Below are 16,961 nucleotides of genomic sequence, written 5' to 3' on the forward strand. Positions count from 1 at the left end.
CGGCGGTCTACCCCCCAATTCACCCCCCCCCCCGTTCCGCCGGCCGCGGCCCGCCGTCGTGCCCAAGGCGGGGTGTTGCGTACAGAGTCCTCGCGGCCACCGGACGCTCCGAAACCGAGCGCCCGGTGGCCACCGTCCTCGCTCCTGCTCAGCGGCTCACAGCCTCCGCCACACGGGTACCCGAGTCAGTGGCGAAACAGCGCAAGGCGCTCATGTAACTGGTAAGGAACTCCTCCGCCCACCCGACGCGGTACTCCCCCTCGTCCGTCCGCAGCTCGACCAGCGCATGGTCACCGCTGTCACGGATGTGCACCCGCATCCCGCCCCGGGGCACCTCGTCCCGGGCAATGCGCGTGGTGGTCACAGTCAGTCCGTCGGCCGTGAGCTTCCAGGAAGAGCCGCCCGAGGTGACGTCGAAGTTCACATACCTCGGCCCGTGGCCCGTCACGGAGGAGTACCGGATCCCGTAGTTGTCCGGGTCGAGTTCCTTGACCATCAGAGCATGTGGCAGCTCCTGGTGCCGGAGGGCCCCGAAGATCGTACGGCTCTCGCTCTGCGCCAGGTCCGCAAGCGAGTCCTCACCCGAGAACCGGGTGCGCAGCACGCAGGGGGTGGCGAAGTAACCGACGGCGCGCCGCAGGTCACGGTGGGTACGGTTGGCCAGCGATCCCATGATCGCCACATCGGATGCCGTCCCGTCGTTCTCGCCGAGTGCGAGCCGCCGGTGCCGCATGGTGACCTTGAGGGCCGCCGCGCACACCGCGGTCAGGGTCACGCGTTGCTGACGGACAGCATGCATCAGCTCCGCGTGCAGTTGCTGGTCGACGGTGAACCGGTGTATCCGCAGTTTGCGTTCCGCGCGGTCCGGAATCTCGGGATCCCGGAGCCTCGACAGGGGAACGGTGGCGACTCCGTCCAGCTTCCGGCGCCAGTAGCTCAGCAGCCTGTCGCGCTCCCGGCCGGCCAGGAAACGGCGCTCGGAGTGGGCAAAGTCGAGGAACTGGAAGGGAAGCCCGGGCAGTCCGGGGCCGCCACCCGTGCTGCCCCTCGCCTCGTAGAGGGCGAACAGATCCTCGGCGAGGATCTGGCACGACTCTCCGTCCGCGATGACATGGTCCAGGACGAACCCCACGAGGTGGTGCGCGGGTGCGACGCGGATGCACCGCACCCGCAGGAGCGGGCCGGTGGCCAGGTCGAAGGGGATGGCAGCGGTTTCGGCGACGAGCCGCTTCGCGGCCTCCAGGGGCGATTCCGTCTCGGTCCCCTCCACCGTCAGGACCGCGAAGTCCAGTTCGTCCGCAGGACGCAGGGCGATGTCGTTGGCATCCGCGGGGAAGACGAACCGCACGCTCTCGTGGCGCAGCTGCAGATCGGCCAGGGCCGCTTCCAGCCGGCCGGTGTCGAGTTCCCCCTCGACGGAGCAGGCGAAGACCAGCACATTGCTCTGCTGGCTCACCTCGCGTCCGTGCACCAGGCGTTCTTCCTGCGTGAACGACGCACTGTGGACCTGCGCGCGGTCGGCTTCGTACAGCTTCATTCTGAACACGGGGAGACCTCACTGCGGGAAAGGGCTGCCGCGAGGTCCCTCGGACGTTCGGCGGCACTGAGCAGGGCGCGGTGCATCTTCTCCAGCAGGCGGGGCGAGAACCCATCGGAGCGCCAGTCCTCGTAGCGCACTCCAAATCCCAGGTCGCACCACAACTGGGCGTTGTGGCCCTCGTGTTCGCCCGAGGGCTCCAGCAGCACGAGGGGGGTGGCCGACCACAACGAGTCCAGCAGGGTGCCGCCGCCCGGCTTGCTCACCATGGCGCGTGCCGCGCGAGCCAGATCGAACGATGAGTGGTGCACGCTGCCCCGTGCGTAGGTGACGTCCGCCGGGGACCGGCCCGGCAGCAGATGACCGAGCGGCGGGTATCCGTCGTCCAGCCATGGATGCCACGCGGGGTTCAGCGCGAAGTGGCGGGCCCTTCCGTTCGCGGGACCGGCCTCCTCGACGGTATGCACGACGACGTCGATGTCATGCCCCGCATCGACGAGCTCGGCGGCCCGGTCGCGGTAGGTCCCCATGCCCCACCCGCCTCCGTGCACCAGAAGGCGAGGTTCACGCCGGTCCCACTGCAACGGCGGCTCCCGAGTGACGGGGATCGTCCAGGGCAGCGCGGTGTCCGCCCGCGAGGCGAGCCAGACCTCCTCGGTACCCGGGAGTGGCGGCCCGGCCTTCCGGAAGGACGGGGAGGCGACCGAGTCCACATGGCAGACGACCACGCGCAGCGCTCGGCCCGTGCGTTCAATGAAGCGCCGGACCAGGCTCAGCCAGAATCCGGAGAAGACGACCACGGTGTGCACTTCGCCCTCCTCCCAGCGACGTACCAATGCGTCCAGCATGTCGGCGGAGATGGCCGGCACCGGGTCGGAGGCGATGCGCTGCCCCACCCGCGCCACACGGAAATCACGGCGGAACACGTCACGTGAGGCGCTCACGGCTGCGAGCCGGTCGGAGGACAGCAGCCGCTCCAGCACCTCGACCGTGACGGGAACGCCCCGCTCCCGCAGCCGTGACGCGAGCAGCAGGCCTGGGACGTGCACTCCCAGGGCGACCCCCGAGGTGAGCACCGCGATCACCGGGAGCCGCCACGGAGTCCCGATTCCACGTCCTCAAGGGCCGAGACGAGTTGGGGGCTCACGTGGCTCCGCGCCCACGCCCGGTCGGTGGCCGTAGCCTGCCGGGGCTCCAACTCCACCAGCATGATCAGGTAGAGGTAGGCCCGGTAGAGCGCGAGTCGCAGGCGCACCGAGTCGTCGAACTTGGCCTCTCCGCCGGCGCTCGCGTAGCCGGTCAGGAATGCCTTGTCATCCTCCATGTCGGCGAAGAGCGCCAGCGAGACGAAGTCGGCCACCGGGTCGCCCCAGAACATCCGCTCGCCGTCGATCAGGCCGCTGAGCCGACGGCCGCCGGGCGGCCCGGCGAGCATCAGATTGCCCTGCCACAGGTCGAAGTGGACCAACGCGGGCCGGGTGACATCGTCCAGTACGTACGATGCGGCGGCGAGCGTCTCCCTGATCGCGGCGGTGGAACGCGGCAGCCGTGCCGCATACCGCTCCGCGTCGTCCAGAACGGCGCCGGTCATCGCGGTGTACGCCTCCCGCCAGGTGGACGTCAACGGCCCCAGCGGCTGCGCGGGGTAGCCGAAGCCCGGCCCGGTGACCGCGTGCAGGCGCGCCACCAGCCGGCCCAACTCCTCTCGCAGTCGCAGCCGTTCGGTCTCCTCCAGGGAATCGGCTGCCGCATGCCAGGGAGCCCCGGGGCACGCCGTCATGATCAGGTAGGGGCCGGTGCCCGCATCGGCGTCGGTCTCGCTGTGGACGACCCGGGGCACGACGCCGGCGTCCGCAGCCGTCGCGGCGGACTCGTAGAAGGCGACCTCGCCGGTCAGCAGCGCCCGCTCGTAGGCCAGGCCTGCCGCCGAACGCGGCGGGACCTTGAGCACCCAGTCGCGGCCCTGGTCCAGAGCGATCCGGACGACAGTGTTGTACGTACCGCCGGACAGTGGCGTGTACAGGGCCGTCTCCCACCCGCGTACACCGGCTTCCCTCAGGACAGCCTCGGCCGCCGCAACCGTCTCCTCGTACGACGTGCTCACCATCGTTCCTCCGTGACAGGGCCGGATATCCGTTGTCGTGCTGCCGCATGGATCTGGTCCATGAGCGCGATACGCGGTTCGCAGGCGCCGAGCTCGGCACCCCAGTGCTCTCCCTCCCCCCGCACCAGCGCACGGATACGTGCGAACTGCTGCGCGTAGTACGACACCGCGGGGGTTGTGGTGACTGTTCTGCTGCCGTCGGGTGCGACGACCGTGATGTTCAGGGGAACAGCTCCGGCGATGGGGAGCAGTACACCTCGCACCCGGACAGTGGCCTCACGGAACTCGTACACGTGCTCGGTGGTACGGGCCGTACCGAAGGAACTCTCCAGCGTGGCGCGCTGCCCGGTGGACAGCAGGAGGGCCGCGCAGAAGCGACGGTCCACTCCTCCGGCGCCATCGAAGTCGGAGTGTCCCGTCCCCTGGGCCTCGGCGATGCCCACCGTGTCCTGGAGGGCCTGGAGCCAGTAGCCCGCGGAGTCGTAGAAGCATCCCCCGCCGAGGTCGGAACGCCAGCGGTAGCCCTGCCCGGGCTGCACGGAGAAGGCGAATCGACTGCGCACACCGACGAGTTCACCGAAGGATCCTGCCCGCAGCCAGTCGCGCACCCTGTCGTGCCAGGGGTGTCCGAGCGTGGGCAACGCCTCCAGTACGTGGCCGCCCCCGTGCCGCTGCGCGGCAGTGATCGCCGAGTGCTCCTGCCTGGTCAGACACAGCGGCTTCTCGACAACGACATGCTTGCCCTCCCGCGCCGCACGTTCCGCCCATCGCGCGTGTGCCGCAGTGTGCAGGGAAATGTAGACCAGGTCGACCGCAGGATCGGAGATCAGGTCCTCGTAGCCCGCGTGGACACGAGGGATCGCGTGGCGGCGAGCGTAGTCCTCGGCCCGGTCGGGCACGGATGCGGCCACAGCCCGTACGGTGACGTCGTCGTACTCCTGGCTGGGGCGCATCATGGTGCGCTCGGCTATCCCCGTCGCCCCGATCAGTCCGATGCCCAGGCTCATGCCGGGACGCCTCCTCGCTTCACGTGTACACCCGCCCGCCCGGCGCAGGCGAGGGTACGGGCCTGGAGCAGCGGGAACTCCTCCGGGGCGCAGAACGCGGCACAGAACAGGCGTCCCGATGTGGTGCGGAGCGAACCTCCGACGAGCGGCAGCACACCTGCCCCAGTTCCTTCCGCGTAGAGCAGCCCATCCTCGGAGAGTGCGTGCAGCAGCCGGTCGACTCCCGCCCCCGGCTCCACCGAGACATCGCTCTGCCAGAGCTGGGCGCTCAGCCCGTGACCGGCCACTCGCCCGTCCAGACGGAGGCTGAGCAGACCCAGCGAACTCCGCGCGTTGACCTCCAGGAGCGGAACCCACCCGCCGCTCTTCGTCAGCATCGAGTCGACACCCACGGGGCCGAAGTAGCCCTCCGCCACCAGGGCTTTGGCCACCTCGTCCAGGACCGCGGTGTATTCCCTGCACTCCGCGGTGCGTGTCACACCGGGCGTCGGTGGCCCCGAGGTGTGGTGCCGGTAGCCGTCGTTCGTCATGCCCCGCAGACCGAGGTAGTCCCAAGAACCGTCGCGCTCGACCCTGAGGTGGCCGGAGAAGTCCGCGCGCCGCCCATGACGCGGCTGTACCACGAACTCGACCCGCTGCCCCCGCTCCTCCTGGCGCCGGACGTGCCTGACCAGTCGGGCACACGCCCGGGGCGTGACGACCTCCGCAGTGCCCTGGCCGCCAACCCCGTACGCGTCCTTGACCAGGGCCGCACCATTTCCCACGGCCAGTACGCGCGTCACTGCGGCTTCCAGTTCCGCCGCGGAGCACACGATATCCCCCGCGCCGGGGAGCCCGAGGCGCTGCGCCAGCGCCGTCGACCACGCCTTGCCGTTGACCCGGGCCACCGTCTCCGCGGGCGGCACCAGGGAGGCCCGCCCCACACCTGCCAGCAGCCGCTGCGTGGCAGGCAGCACCGCGAAGGGGAGGACTCTCTCCTGCCGGGTCATGGCCCGCACCAGCTCCTGGTCCTGCGCGAGCAACTCCTCGACGGCGGGCTCGTCCACGGGTGCCGCCCCGTCGCCGTCCGCCGCGAGCGGGGACAGGCAACGGTAGTCGAGGTCGAAACCCGCCGCCGCTATCGCTTCCCGGTGCCGCGCGGTCAGCGTACTGCGGGTGACCAGCAGGTCGCCGGGCGAGGTGAAGCCGAAGAGCATCTCGTCCATCCTGCCGACCACGGGGTCTGCCCCCGACGACGCCAGCCGTGGCAGCTCTGCCAGGTTGTGCGGGCGCCAGTGACGTTCAGCACCGAACGTGCCGAAGTGGACAGCAGTAGTCACTTCTGCAAATCCTGCGGCTGCGGTCCTTCGCTGCCACCAGCCAGCGGCTGGACAGTCTCGGCGCCGAACTGTCGCACCGAGCGCAGGGTCTGAAGGCTGAGGTTCTCGTACTCCAACTCGATGTCGAACTCCTCCTCGACACGCAACAGGAATTCGATTGCCTGCAGGGAGTCGAGACCCAATTCCTCTACTATGTCCGCTTCCACAGAGATCTCGTGCGCTTCGAATTTACCCTTGAAAACATCGACAAGAACCTTCTTGACACGCATTTCGATGTCGGTCTCCGGCACCATGACTCACACTCCGTTCAGGTAGAGGAGAATGCACTTCGAACAGACCGGCATCATCCCGGTCTCGGCCAGGATCGAACGAACCCGCCGGAATTTTTCGCTCTGCCAGAGATCGATCACAGGGGTGTCATAGAGGTTTCCCACCACGAACTCCGGAAAGAACTTGCAGGAGCTGACGTTTCCGTCGGCATGGACTTCCATGCGGTTGGTGACGGCCAGACAGCGCTTGCGCTGCTGGGCCGGCTGCGAGGTGCCCCGGATGAAGGACTCGACCTCGCTCTCCTCCAACTGCGGCTGGTAACGGACACGGGGCCCCCACACCCTCCCCGCGAGCCGCGCCATCGAGTCCCGCAGCACCGGGATCAGCTCCTCGGGCAGTCGATAGGTGTACGAGTGCCACGTCGGCTGCGCCGTTCCGGTTTCGGGCTCCAGCCAGGCGAAATGCTCGCGGTACACCTCGTCCATGGAGTGCGCCACGTCCGGGCTGATGTACCAGGGGAACTGGAAGTAGACGGTGTTGACGCCGACTTCCTCGGCCCACTCCATGAACTCGTACATGCGGTGCACGGTGGCTTCCGACACCATGCAGGAGACGGACACCTCGCCCCGGAATTGCCCTTTCCGCTTCAGCTCGAGCATCGCCTGGATGTTGCGCACGGTCCGCCCGAAAGTGCCTTTTCCCCGCAGCAGTTCGTGATCGGCTCCCAGCCCGTCCAGGCTGACCAGGAGGTTCAAGTGGCTGCCGATCCTCAGCAGGTCGTCCATCTTGCGCTCGAAGAGGAGGCCGTTGGTACACATGTTGACCGTTCGCGGATAGCGCTCGATGAGCCGGGAGACCTCGTCGAAACGGCCGTGCATCAGCGGTTCGCCGCCCCACAGGAACAGTTTCCCCCTGACCTCCGCCGTCGCCGAGAGAACGTCCTCGACCACGCGCGTGTCCAACTCCGTCCGCTGCTTGGCGACATCCCAGTCTCGGAAGAAGCCCTGGTCGTTCCACTGGTAGCAGTGGCTGCAGCGCAGGTTGCAGCGGTAGGTGAGCTGCAGGCTGACCTCACGCGGCACTTCCGAGGCGTACGAGACGTCGGTGCGCAGCCGGGCCCGCGACTTGGACCGGATCGACACCGTGTGCTTGATGTCGGCGAACTCTTTGTCGGTGAGCGTGCGACGTGTCTGCGGATACACGGAACCCCTAAGGTCGACGGGAATCAACGGTTGGTTCGATGCCGTGCGTGACCTGTCCGGCTCTTACGGGTCGGCGCAGGCGGACAACGGCGGGTACGAGCAGCAGGGCGACACACCCCAACAGGAGAAAGGCGGTGGAACTCAGCAGCACGGCCGACGCACCGATTCCCGCCGCAACGGGGCCCGCCAGAGCTCGCCCCGCGGGGACCAGACCGATCGAGCCGATGACGTCGTAGGCGTGGATCCGGCTGAGCGCGTGCGGCGGGGAGTGCGACTGGACGGTGGTCGCCCACATCACGGCCCAGAAGGCGTTCGCCGCGCCCCCCATGACGAAGAGGAGAGCAAGCAGGAACAGCGGAGCTCGACAGGCGATCCCCGCAGGCAGTGGTGCGAATGCCAGCAGGCTCAGCACACCGACCGCCAGGGGTCTGGCGGGCTTGAACCACCAGGCGAGCATTCCACCGACCACGGCCCCGAGGCTGAAAGCCGAGATCAGTAACCCATAGGTCGTCGCCCCGAACCTCTCAATGAGCAGAACTGCTTTGAGTACATCAAAAGGACCGAAAACCAGCAGTCCGAACAGCGCGAAAACACCCACCGTCGACCACAGCCAGGGCCGTGCCGAGAACTCGCGCCACCCGACTCTGAGTTCGCGTCGGACGTTGGGCCGGCCTTCCGGCTTCCGGACGACCACCAGACGAATGCGCCACAGAAGCACAGCGCTGGCCGCGAACGAGAGCGCGTCCAGCGCGATGACAACCGAAGCGGAGGTAGCCGCGATGACGAACCCGGCTCCCGCAGGCGCTGCCAGGGAGACGACGGACTCCGCCGACCGCACGGCGGCATTGGCCGGCTGGGTGTCACCCTGCACAATCTGCTTGAGCAAACTCCCCGCACCGGGCTGAAAGAGAGCCTGGGCCACTCCGGTACACAGGGTGATCACAAGAATCTGCCACAGTGCCGGCCTGCCCGCGAGGAACAGCAGGGCGAGAACGGCTTGCAGCGCGAACCTCGCCAAGTCTGCGATCACCATGGGAGATCGGGGCTGGAAGTGATCGAGCAGGACTCCGCCGACGAGCATCAGCGTCACGACCGGGACCATGGAGGCACCCAGCACGAAGCCCACGGCCGACGCGCCGAAGTCCTGCTCGACCATGACCGCGGTGAGTCCGATGGGGAACACGGCGTCACCGGCCCGGGAGAGCGATCGCGCAAGGACGAACCGCCTCAGGTTCGGATCGCGCAGCAGTAGCTTCACCATGCGCCGACTCCTTCCTCACTCGCCTGGGCGTATCCGGGGCGGACCTGGGCGCCGACCGACCCAGCGGTGCGGTCACGCGGACCGCTGCCGCGAGACAGCGGCACTGCACCGATCGTTCTGTTCGGCCTACGCGCATATCTGGCCACTGACAGGTTTCAATCAAAAGGAAGACCCGGCTCACAACGAAGGGAGCGGATCCACATCCCGGAACCCCCAACGCCGGGAACCGACCCGGCGAACGGGCACGGCTCCGGGCCGCGACGCACCCACGAGACTCGTTCTACGTGGCGATTTGCCGTGCACTGGCATATGCGCGATGAAGAGTGAAGCGCACCACCAACCCGGTGTCAACAGCACCCAACTCGCCCCGCGCACAGGCATTCCGAGTTCATCACCATGCCTTCGACGGCCACACCAGGGCCACTCGACCGCCATTCACCTGCAGCTTTCTGGGACATGGCTAAATATCGACCATCGGGTACACCACCCCCCGTCCCCGCCCTGCGGCACCGACAGGCCAGCCCATTCTTTTCGATAAACACGGCACTTTTAGCCTTCCCACGTACACCAAACCTGACCAACAGGCACGTTGAGTTACATGTCAGGCATTCAAGTTGATCTTCCCCGCTATCACCCAATCCACAGTCGCCAATGCTACCGAGTGGCCGAAATCCCCTCATTGCGGCGCACCCAGCTCTGCTAGCATGCAGCCATGGTGGAATTCGCGAATCCTCGATATGGCGTCAATGAATTCCCTTCCGACGGGGCCGCCAGTGAAATCCTGAACATTCCTGATCCGGAAGGTCTCGGCACGAACAATCAGGAATCCGCTCCGGAGAGCAGCCGAAGGAACCGCCATCATCTTGCGATTCGCAAGAACATCGACTCCGCACCCCGCGCACATCACTCGCCGGAACACACCACCACGGGGGATGGCATGAATAATTTCAGTAGCCAACGAGCACTCATTCCCAGATGTTCACCCATGGAACTCCATCAAAGCCGGCCCGCGACACCGCGGCGGCGGGGAGTTCGCCCGCGACCCGAACAGAGCGGACTGCCGGGTCACCTCTCACTCGCATCCGTCGACAACACCGCCGCGCGACCGGAGAACACCGACGCCGGGTACAGGGTGGCCATCGCCCTCGACAGCACGGGCGAGCGACGCGGGAGCACAGTCGACGGCACTCACACCAGGCGCCCGAGCATGGACTTCCAGGTGCAGGCGTCACCGAACGCCCACCGGCGGCCGGAGCGCGCCGACGAGACCGCGCCGGTATCGCCGAGACGGTCTCGACGAGGGAGCCCGAGCCGCACACCCACCCCGGTGCGCAACTCGTGCCATTACTGCTGGATCTATTCTTCGCGCACGCCAAAAGCATAAACTCATGCCATCGATGTAAGCGCATACGTGCTTATAGGAATCATTCAATATCTCCATACTTCAGCCATGCCCGAACTGAGAACAGAGCCAGCCATCTGTGCTCCCACCTCACAGTCACCAGCGCTCGCTCCAAAATGGAGAGAACAAGTGATCTTCCAATCCCTGAATTCGAAACAGGTCCACGCAGCAATAAACAGTGCACGCCGGGAGGTCATCCTCACACTTCCTGGTGAATTCACCTGGGACGACAACTCGGAAGACTTCGCGGCCGCCTGTTCCGCAGGAAGATCAGAGCTGCGTGTACGCGTCTTCGCCGCGCCCACCACAAAGATTTCCAGGGCATCTCCGGAAAAGGAGATAGCCCGCCTCGCGAAGACCGGCGTCGAATTCTTACGCATTCCGGAATCCGTCACACGCATGGCAGTCATCGATCGGCGGAACCTCGTCGTCGCCCGCAACAAGTGCGACTACTCGGAGGGGGCATTGATTGGCCAGAACCTGCCATTTGCCCCGATGATCGCCAGCTCGCTGGTGAGCCGGCTTCCCCCACCGGGCGATGCCTCCAACCCGTCGCGTGAGAACCCCCTGCAGGAACCCCGCGCGCAGGACGTCCTGCAGCAACTCGCCCAAGGGGCCACGGATGAGGCCGCCGCACGGGAGCTGGGCATGGCGCTGCGGACCTACAGACGAGTCGTGTCCCGCCTGATGACACAACTTCAGGCGCGGAGCCGCTTCCAGGCCGGTCTGATGGCAGCGCAACGCAACTGGCTCTGAGTGGAAGGCATTGCCAGGGCCCGACGCGCTACGGCTTCCGGACCGTCCGCCGCGGCAGCCTCCTGCCACTTCATGGCCCGGGCGGCCCCGGGCGGGCGATCGCACGACACACTGCTCCAGGATTCGTTCCCACGACTTCTTGGAGACACGGCATGACCTGCTCCCGTCCGAGAACTACCGACCCACGTCGGCCGCCGTCGGTGCTGAGGCCAGGTCCTTGATCCCAGTCGGGCGCCGGGCGGCCGGGTTTCTGAGGGACAGGCTGCTGTTGGTGAACACCATGCGCGCTGCGCGAGGACCTCTCCTCCTCGCGCTCGCAGGTGCGCTCCTGGCAAGCGCGATGGCACCGACCGGAATCGCCGCGGCTACCGGCCTGCTCGTGAGTGGCCTCCTCGATGTGCCACGTGATGACGTAATGGCCGCCTGCGTCGTACCACTGGCGGCCTTCGCCGCAGTCGTCTTCGTCGGCCGGTCCGCCCGCAGCCTCGCCGATACGCTGCGCTACCTCGCCGTCCAGCGCATCGACGGAGCCCACCGCTCGGCTCTGATCCGGCTCGCGGTCGGCACCGGGTCCATCGACGTACTGGAACGCCCCCGCGTCCAGAAGCTGCTGCGAATCGCCCAGGCCGACCGTCAGTCACGCGTGGAGCGTACCCCCGGTGTCGGGGCCACGGCCCAACTCGACCTGCTCATCCGCGGCCTGGGAGCAGTCGCATCGTGCACCCTGCTCGCCGGCTACGCCTGGTGGCTGGTCCCCGCCCTGCTCGGGCCGGCCCTGGCCAGCCGCGCCTTCGCACGCCGCCAGTGCGTGCGCCACATCGCGGTGCAGCAGAAGGGGGTGATGGAGGGGATCCGTGCCGACCACTGGAACAGGCTGGCCACGGAGTGGACGGGTGGCAAAGAGGTCCGCACCTTCGGTCTCGCCGAGTGGGCCGTCGACCGGTCCCGGGAGCACGCTCTGGCGATGTTCCGGCCCCGTTGGGCGGCCGAGGCTCGCAACAACCGTGAACAGTGGATCACGGCTGTGATCATCGGCCCTCCGCTCGTCACGGTGTACCTGCTGATGGTGTTGAAGGCCGCACACGGCGATTTTCCGGTGGCCGGTCTCACGACGGTGCTGATGGCCGGCTGGGCGCTGCTGCAGACACTCGTCCCCACCGACGTCTTCGACATCGAGGGGGGGCTGGTGGGACTGCGGGCCTACGAGAGACTTCGCGCCGAACTCTCCGCCCACCGCGACAAGGTTCCGCACCGCTTGCCGGTCGGCCCCAGACCCCCCGTGGTCCGCTTCGAACGGGTCTCCTTCACCTACCCCGGCACCGACCGGCAGATCCTCCAGGAGTTGGACCTTGAGATCCGCCCCGGCGAACTGCTCGCGATCGTGGGTCTCAACGGAGCAGGCAAGTCCACCCTGATCAAGCTGCTGTCGGGGCTGTACCGGCCCACGTCCGGCCGGATCACCGCCGACGGAACGGACATAGCCCAGGTCGCAGCCGCCGAGTGGCACCAGCAACTCTCCGTGGTCTTCCAGGACTTCGTGCGCTACCGGTTCTCCGCGGCGGAGAACGTCTCGCTGGGCCGCGCCGGACGCCCGGCGGACCGGGCCGCCGTCCAAGCAGCGGCCGGGGAGGCCGGGCTCCATGAAGTCCTCAGCCGGCTGCCGCAGGGCTGGGACACTCCGCTCTCCCGCTCCTGCGCAGGCGGGGTCGACCTCTCCGGTGGCCAGTGGCAGCAGTTCGTCCTGGCCCGCGCCCTGTACGCGGTCCGCAGCGGGGCTCGCGTCCTGGTTCTCGACGAGCCCACGGCTCATCTGGACGTACGTACGGAGTTCGAGGTGTTCAAGCGACTGACCGAGCACCGGGCCGACGCAAGCGTCGTTCTCATCTCTCACCGCCTGTCCACGGTCCGGCAGGCCGACCGCATCGTGCTCCTCGACGGCGGCCGCGTCACCGAGTGCGGCACCCATGACGAGCTCATGGCCCTCGGAGGAACGTACGCGGACCTGTTTCTCACACAGGCGTCGCGGTTCGGTGAAGGCTTCGACCAGCTGGTCCAGGAAGGCGAGGTCCGGTGAGGCAGTACATCAGGTCCACGATCGCGATGCTGCGTCTGTCCTGGCAGACCACTCCCATCCTGACCTGCGGGTTGTTCCTTCTCGACATCGCTCTGCTGGTCTCGTCCGCGGGGCTTCCCCTCGCGCTGCGCGCCACCGTCGACGCCACGACTCGCGGTGCGGTCGACACAGCCGTCGGGGCAGCCGCGGCGGCCGCCGCGATCTGCACGGTGACCGCCGTCGTCAACTCGCTCCATGTCAGCATGCGCAATCGCGTCATCGACCAGGTTTCCGAAACACGGCTCAAGCCGCGCATCGCGCGGGACATCGCCACGCTGGACGGTATCGAGCACTTGGAGCGCAGCGACTATCTGGACCGCGTGACACTGCTGCGCGGGTCGGCCTGGGGGGTCGCCGAAGGCGCCTGGGCTGCGATCACCACTGTCTTCACCGCCCTGCGACTGGGTCTCGTGCTGCTGCTGATGGGTTCGGTGAGTCCCTGGCTGGTCGGCCTCGTCGTCTTCGCCGTCGTCCCCCTGTGGTGCAACAAACGGGGCCGCACCCTGGTGAACCGAGCGGAGATCGACAGCGCGGAGGCCTTCCGGCTGCAGCGTCACCTCTTCGACCTCACGACCTCCGCCGACGCGGGCAAGGAAATCCGGGTGGCCCGCGCCGGGGCCGAACTGACTCGCAGGCAGGCCGCGGCCTGGGACGATGCGATGGTCATCCGCTCCGGTGCCCGGTTGCGTGCGACCTGTTGGCGCCTGGTCGGCTGGGCCGCCTTCGCCCTCGGTTTCGTCGGCGCGCTGACCGTGGTGGTTCATTCCTACTCACGGGGTTCGGCCTCCGCCGGAGACCTGCTCCTGGCCGTGTCCGTGGCGGCGACCCTGGAGTCGGCCGTCCAAGCTGCGGTCAACTCGGCCGGGGAAGCGCTCGAAGCGGAGAGGCTGATGCATGCGTACACGTGGTTGCGCGAATACGCGGCAACTGAGCGGTCACGTGCCGTCGGCACGCTGCCCCCGCCCGAGGTCCTGCGCACGGGGATCTCTCTGAAGAACGTCGGCTACACCCACCCCGGCAGCCACAGCCCGGCCCTGGAAGCCCTGAACCTCAGCATTCCGGCCGGTTCCGTGGTCGCCGTCGTGGGCGAGTTCGGCTCGGGCAAGTCCACACTGGGAAAGCTGCTGTGCAAGTTCTACCGCCCCACCACGGGCACCATCGAGGTTGACGGCACCGACCTCACGGAGCTGGACACCGCTCTGTGGCGCGCCCGCACCAGTGCGGCCTTCCAGGACTTCGGCCGCTACCCGCAGACGACGCTGCGGGAATCCGTGGGGCTGGGGGATCTCCCGCGCCTGGAGGACGGATCCAGGGTGGAGCGGGCCATCCGTGCCGCTGACGCGGAGGCCCTGGTCGCGAGCCTGCCCCAGGGCCTGGACACCCCCCTGGGACAAACCTTCGGGGGAATCGACCTGTCGGAGGGGCAGTGGCAGAAAGCGGCCCTCGCCCGCGCCGGCATGCGCAGCGATCCCTTGCTGTTCCTCCTGGACGAGCCCACGGCGTCACTGGACGCTCCGAGCGAACACACCATCTTCGAGCACTACATGCGCCATGCTTCCGCGCTGGCGCGCCGGACGGGCGGCATCACCGTCATCGTCTCGCACCGCTTCTCCACCGTGGCAGGCGCCGACCTCATCCTGGTGCTCGGGGACGGCAGGCTCGTCGAACAGGGAACACACGAGGAGTTGATGGAACGCGGAGGTATCTACAGCGATCTGTACGACATCCAGGCGCGGGCCTACAGCCTCGGCTGACCGGAAGTGACCGGCACGGCCAGCACGGCGGCGAGCCAGGGAGCAGCACACCAGCTGAGCAGAAAGGGCGCGGCGATCAGGACATGCTCCGGCTCGACGGCGACGACGACCGCAAGCAGACACAGCGAGAGGGCGGGCGCGGCCGCCATCATGCGCCACTGGCGGGCCGGCCCCAGACCGGCGACGGTCTTGGAATCGCTCGCCGACGCGGTCCACTCCAGGACCTTCCGCCGGCTGATGAAGGTGCGGTAGAGGGACCGGAGAGCCGCATCGGTGTTGGACAGGCTGTAGTCGCAGAGAAACACCAGCCACAGGCCCCGGCGGACCGCTTCCCGCGCGAAGGCTGCCCGAGCGGTTCGAACGCGCGTGTGCCACTGGACCCCGTGGGTGCGTGACGTGGCGTCCGCGCGCGGAGCCTGTGGCCCCGGCAGCTCCAGGAGCGCGACGGCGGGACGCAGCACGACGGTCGCGTTCAGCGCCAGAAGCACGATCAGGGTCACTGCCGTCGCCGGGCCGGTGAGCCACCCGACGGCCAGCAGAGCGATCGCGGCACTGCCGCGCAGATGCTCCATCAGGTCGTTGAGGAGGTGCCATCTGTCCAGTGCTCCGAGGGCGCAGCGCCTTCCCCGGCCCGTCGCAAAGAGCCACGGGAGCAGATGGAAGTCACCGCGCACCCAACGGTGATGACGTCTGCGATGTGTCAGGTAGTCCTGCGGTGGGCACTCCAGATAGACCACATCCGGGGCGTACCCGACTCGGGTGTGCATCCCTTCCAATTTGTCATGGCTGAGCACGGAGTTCTCGGGAATTCTGCCGTCCAGGGCCGCCATGAATTTGCGTACGTGGTACACACCGAGCCCCAGAAAAATATCGCGACCCATGAAGTCCTGATATGTTGCCGGCCGGGGAACGGTACAGGTGTGTTCGTGCGAGGCGTCGTAGAGTCCGCTCGGACGCCCTGCGGTTGCCAGCCGAAAACGGGTGAGCCCGCCCGATTCTCCGTATTCCGGGCCGGGGCGCAGAACGACATGTGAGTTCAGCGGATGGGCAAGCGCCCCCACCAGTTTACGGACACCGTCCCGCTGAAGGCGGGCATCCGCGTCGAGCGTCAGGACATAGGTGACGGGGCGAAACGTTTCAACGGTCTTCTCATCGAGGATGAAGCTGGTTGTGCGCCACCCTCCGGAAATGACACGATTGAACTCCTCAAGCTTTCCGCGCTTGCGCTCCCAGCCCATCCAGGCCCGCTCCCGGGCATTCCAGAGACGGCGCCGGACCAGCACATGAAAAGTCGTACTTCCGACCCTCTGATTCATCTCATGGACAGTACGCTCCGCGCATTCGATGAGAGAGGCATCGGTGTCCGTCCACTCGGTGTCGGAATCCGGAAGATCCATCAGCAGCGCATACACGATGTTCTGCCCGCCGTTGCCCCGCTGATTGCGTTCCACGGTCTCCAGAGCCGATGCGATGTCCCACTCGTTCTGCACGATGACGGGGCTCGCCACGCAGGTGAAGCACTCCGCGGGCACCCCGTTCCGTGACTCCAGTCTCAGGAGCGGGCGCACGGGCAGGGGTGCGATCTGCAGCAATGACATGAGCAGCGACTTGCTCAATGGAATCATCAGTGGCACCAGGAGAAGCACACCGACAAAGCCCCATACCGGGCTCGTCGCGGGGACGACGACCCGGGCAGCTGTCCAGACGAGGGCTGCGGACAGCGCGAGTTGAACACCCAGATATATTCCGGACCTGACCTTCTCGGAACCGGATATCAGAGTGTCGCGCCAGGTACGCCGGCAGCCGATGGCGGTCAGGAACTCGTCCCGCCCTGCACCGATCAGGGCCCAGCCGACGTGAGCAGCCCCCGTTTCTCCCTTCTCCCCTTGCACGGAGCGCTGGGAACATAACTCCACCGCGGCACGAGCCGTATCCAGAGCGGACTTTCCAGATCTGTTCGCCAGTTCCAGAATGATGTGCTCATAGAGGATCCGGGTCGGCTCATCACAGTGGTCGTAGAGTCCGGCCGGATCGTTGCGCAAGACATCCGCTACCCTGCCCGCACCATCTCTGTTCGGCATCCCTGACAGCTCCCCACCCAATTCACCCGCCGCCCGACGGTCTCAAAACGCATCCAACTGTGGACGCCGAGCGCGGGTCAAGGAACATGGCAGGTTCTGGCCGGGCCATTGCCCAGGGGCTCGCCGATCTGGTCCTGTAGGGCACATCCCCCAGC

Annotated in this window: 13 protein-coding genes; 4 read left to right on the forward strand and 9 right to left on the reverse strand. The window is 67.2% G+C overall.

The features are described 5' to 3' along the window. Positions 1–148: 148 nt before the first annotated feature. Genes ACFVH0_RS14985 through ACFVH0_RS15020 form a run of 8 tightly spaced genes read right to left on the reverse strand, consistent with a single transcriptional unit; the run spans position 149 to position 8,700 of the window. Positions 149–1,537, reverse strand: coding sequence for a condensation domain-containing protein (locus ACFVH0_RS14985; RefSeq protein ID WP_385820139.1), 1,389 nt, complete (start codon positions 1,535–1,537; stop codon positions 149–151). Continuing rightward, entirely contained in the window at positions 1,534–2,622 is a 1,089-nt protein-coding gene (locus tag ACFVH0_RS14990) for a hypothetical protein (protein ID WP_385820141.1), read from the reverse strand. The genes ACFVH0_RS14985 and ACFVH0_RS14990 overlap by 4 nt, the downstream gene beginning before the upstream one ends. After that, entirely contained in the window at positions 2,619–3,644 is a 1,026-nt protein-coding gene (locus tag ACFVH0_RS14995; protein WP_385820142.1) for a phosphotransferase family protein, read from the reverse strand. Before ACFVH0_RS14995 ends, ACFVH0_RS14990 begins: the two co-directional genes overlap by 4 nt. Beyond that, positions 3,638–4,648 carry a Gfo/Idh/MocA family protein gene (locus ACFVH0_RS15000; RefSeq protein WP_385820144.1) on the reverse strand — a complete coding sequence of 337 codons (1,011 nt, stop codon included), beginning with the start codon at positions 4,646–4,648 and terminating at the stop codon, positions 3,638–3,640. Before ACFVH0_RS15000 ends, ACFVH0_RS14995 begins: the two co-directional genes overlap by 7 nt. Next, a complete protein-coding gene (locus ACFVH0_RS15005) occupies positions 4,645–5,967 on the reverse strand; it encodes a hypothetical protein (protein ID WP_385820146.1) in 1,323 nt (440 codons plus the stop codon). Before ACFVH0_RS15005 ends, ACFVH0_RS15000 begins: the two co-directional genes overlap by 4 nt. Beyond that, on the reverse strand, positions 5,964–6,260 hold the full coding sequence (locus tag ACFVH0_RS15010; protein ID WP_385820148.1) for an acyl carrier protein: 297 nt from the start codon (positions 6,258–6,260) through the stop codon (positions 5,964–5,966). The genes ACFVH0_RS15005 and ACFVH0_RS15010 overlap by 4 nt, the downstream gene beginning before the upstream one ends. 3 nt (positions 6,261–6,263) lie before the next feature. Further along, complete coding sequence (locus ACFVH0_RS15015) at positions 6,264–7,439, reverse strand: radical SAM protein (protein WP_385820150.1); 1,176 nt, start codon at positions 7,437–7,439, stop codon at positions 6,264–6,266. A 7-nt stretch (positions 7,440–7,446) separates the two neighbouring features. Continuing rightward, positions 7,447–8,700 (reverse strand): MFS transporter, encoded by a 1,254-nt coding sequence (locus ACFVH0_RS15020; RefSeq protein WP_385820153.1) that lies wholly within the window; start codon positions 8,698–8,700, stop codon positions 7,447–7,449. Between the two features lie 712 nt (positions 8,701–9,412). On the opposite strand from ACFVH0_RS15020, the gene ACFVH0_RS15025 reads away from it, so the two are divergent. The 4 genes from ACFVH0_RS15025 to ACFVH0_RS15040 all read left to right on the forward strand — a co-directional run bounded on the left by ACFVH0_RS15025 (position 9,413) and on the right by ACFVH0_RS15040 (position 14,725). Then, entirely contained in the window at positions 9,413–10,084 is a 672-nt protein-coding gene (locus tag ACFVH0_RS15025; protein WP_385820155.1) for a hypothetical protein, read from the forward strand. Positions 10,085–10,231: 147 nt separating this feature from the next. Then, complete coding sequence (locus tag ACFVH0_RS15030; protein ID WP_385820157.1) at positions 10,232–10,858, forward strand: hypothetical protein; 627 nt, start codon at positions 10,232–10,234, stop codon at positions 10,856–10,858. Between the two features lie 280 nt (positions 10,859–11,138). Beyond that, entirely contained in the window at positions 11,139–12,932 is a 1,794-nt protein-coding gene (locus ACFVH0_RS15035; protein ID WP_385820159.1) for an ABC transporter ATP-binding protein, read from the forward strand. Next, a complete protein-coding gene (locus tag ACFVH0_RS15040) occupies positions 12,929–14,725 on the forward strand; it encodes an ABC transporter ATP-binding protein (protein ID WP_385820161.1) in 1,797 nt (598 codons plus the stop codon). The genes ACFVH0_RS15035 and ACFVH0_RS15040 overlap by 4 nt, the downstream gene beginning before the upstream one ends. Here the strand turns inward: ACFVH0_RS15040 and ACFVH0_RS15045 are convergent. Next, entirely contained in the window at positions 14,710–16,767 is a 2,058-nt protein-coding gene (locus ACFVH0_RS15045) for a hypothetical protein (RefSeq protein WP_385820163.1), read from the reverse strand. The two genes, ACFVH0_RS15040 and ACFVH0_RS15045, sit on opposite strands and share 16 nt — an antisense overlap. Between the last annotated feature and the right edge of the window lie 194 nt (positions 16,768–16,961).

The sequence above is a fragment of the Streptomyces sp. NPDC127117 genome (assembly GCF_042677325.1).
GTDB lineage: Bacteria > Actinomycetota > Actinomycetes > Streptomycetales > Streptomycetaceae > Streptomyces.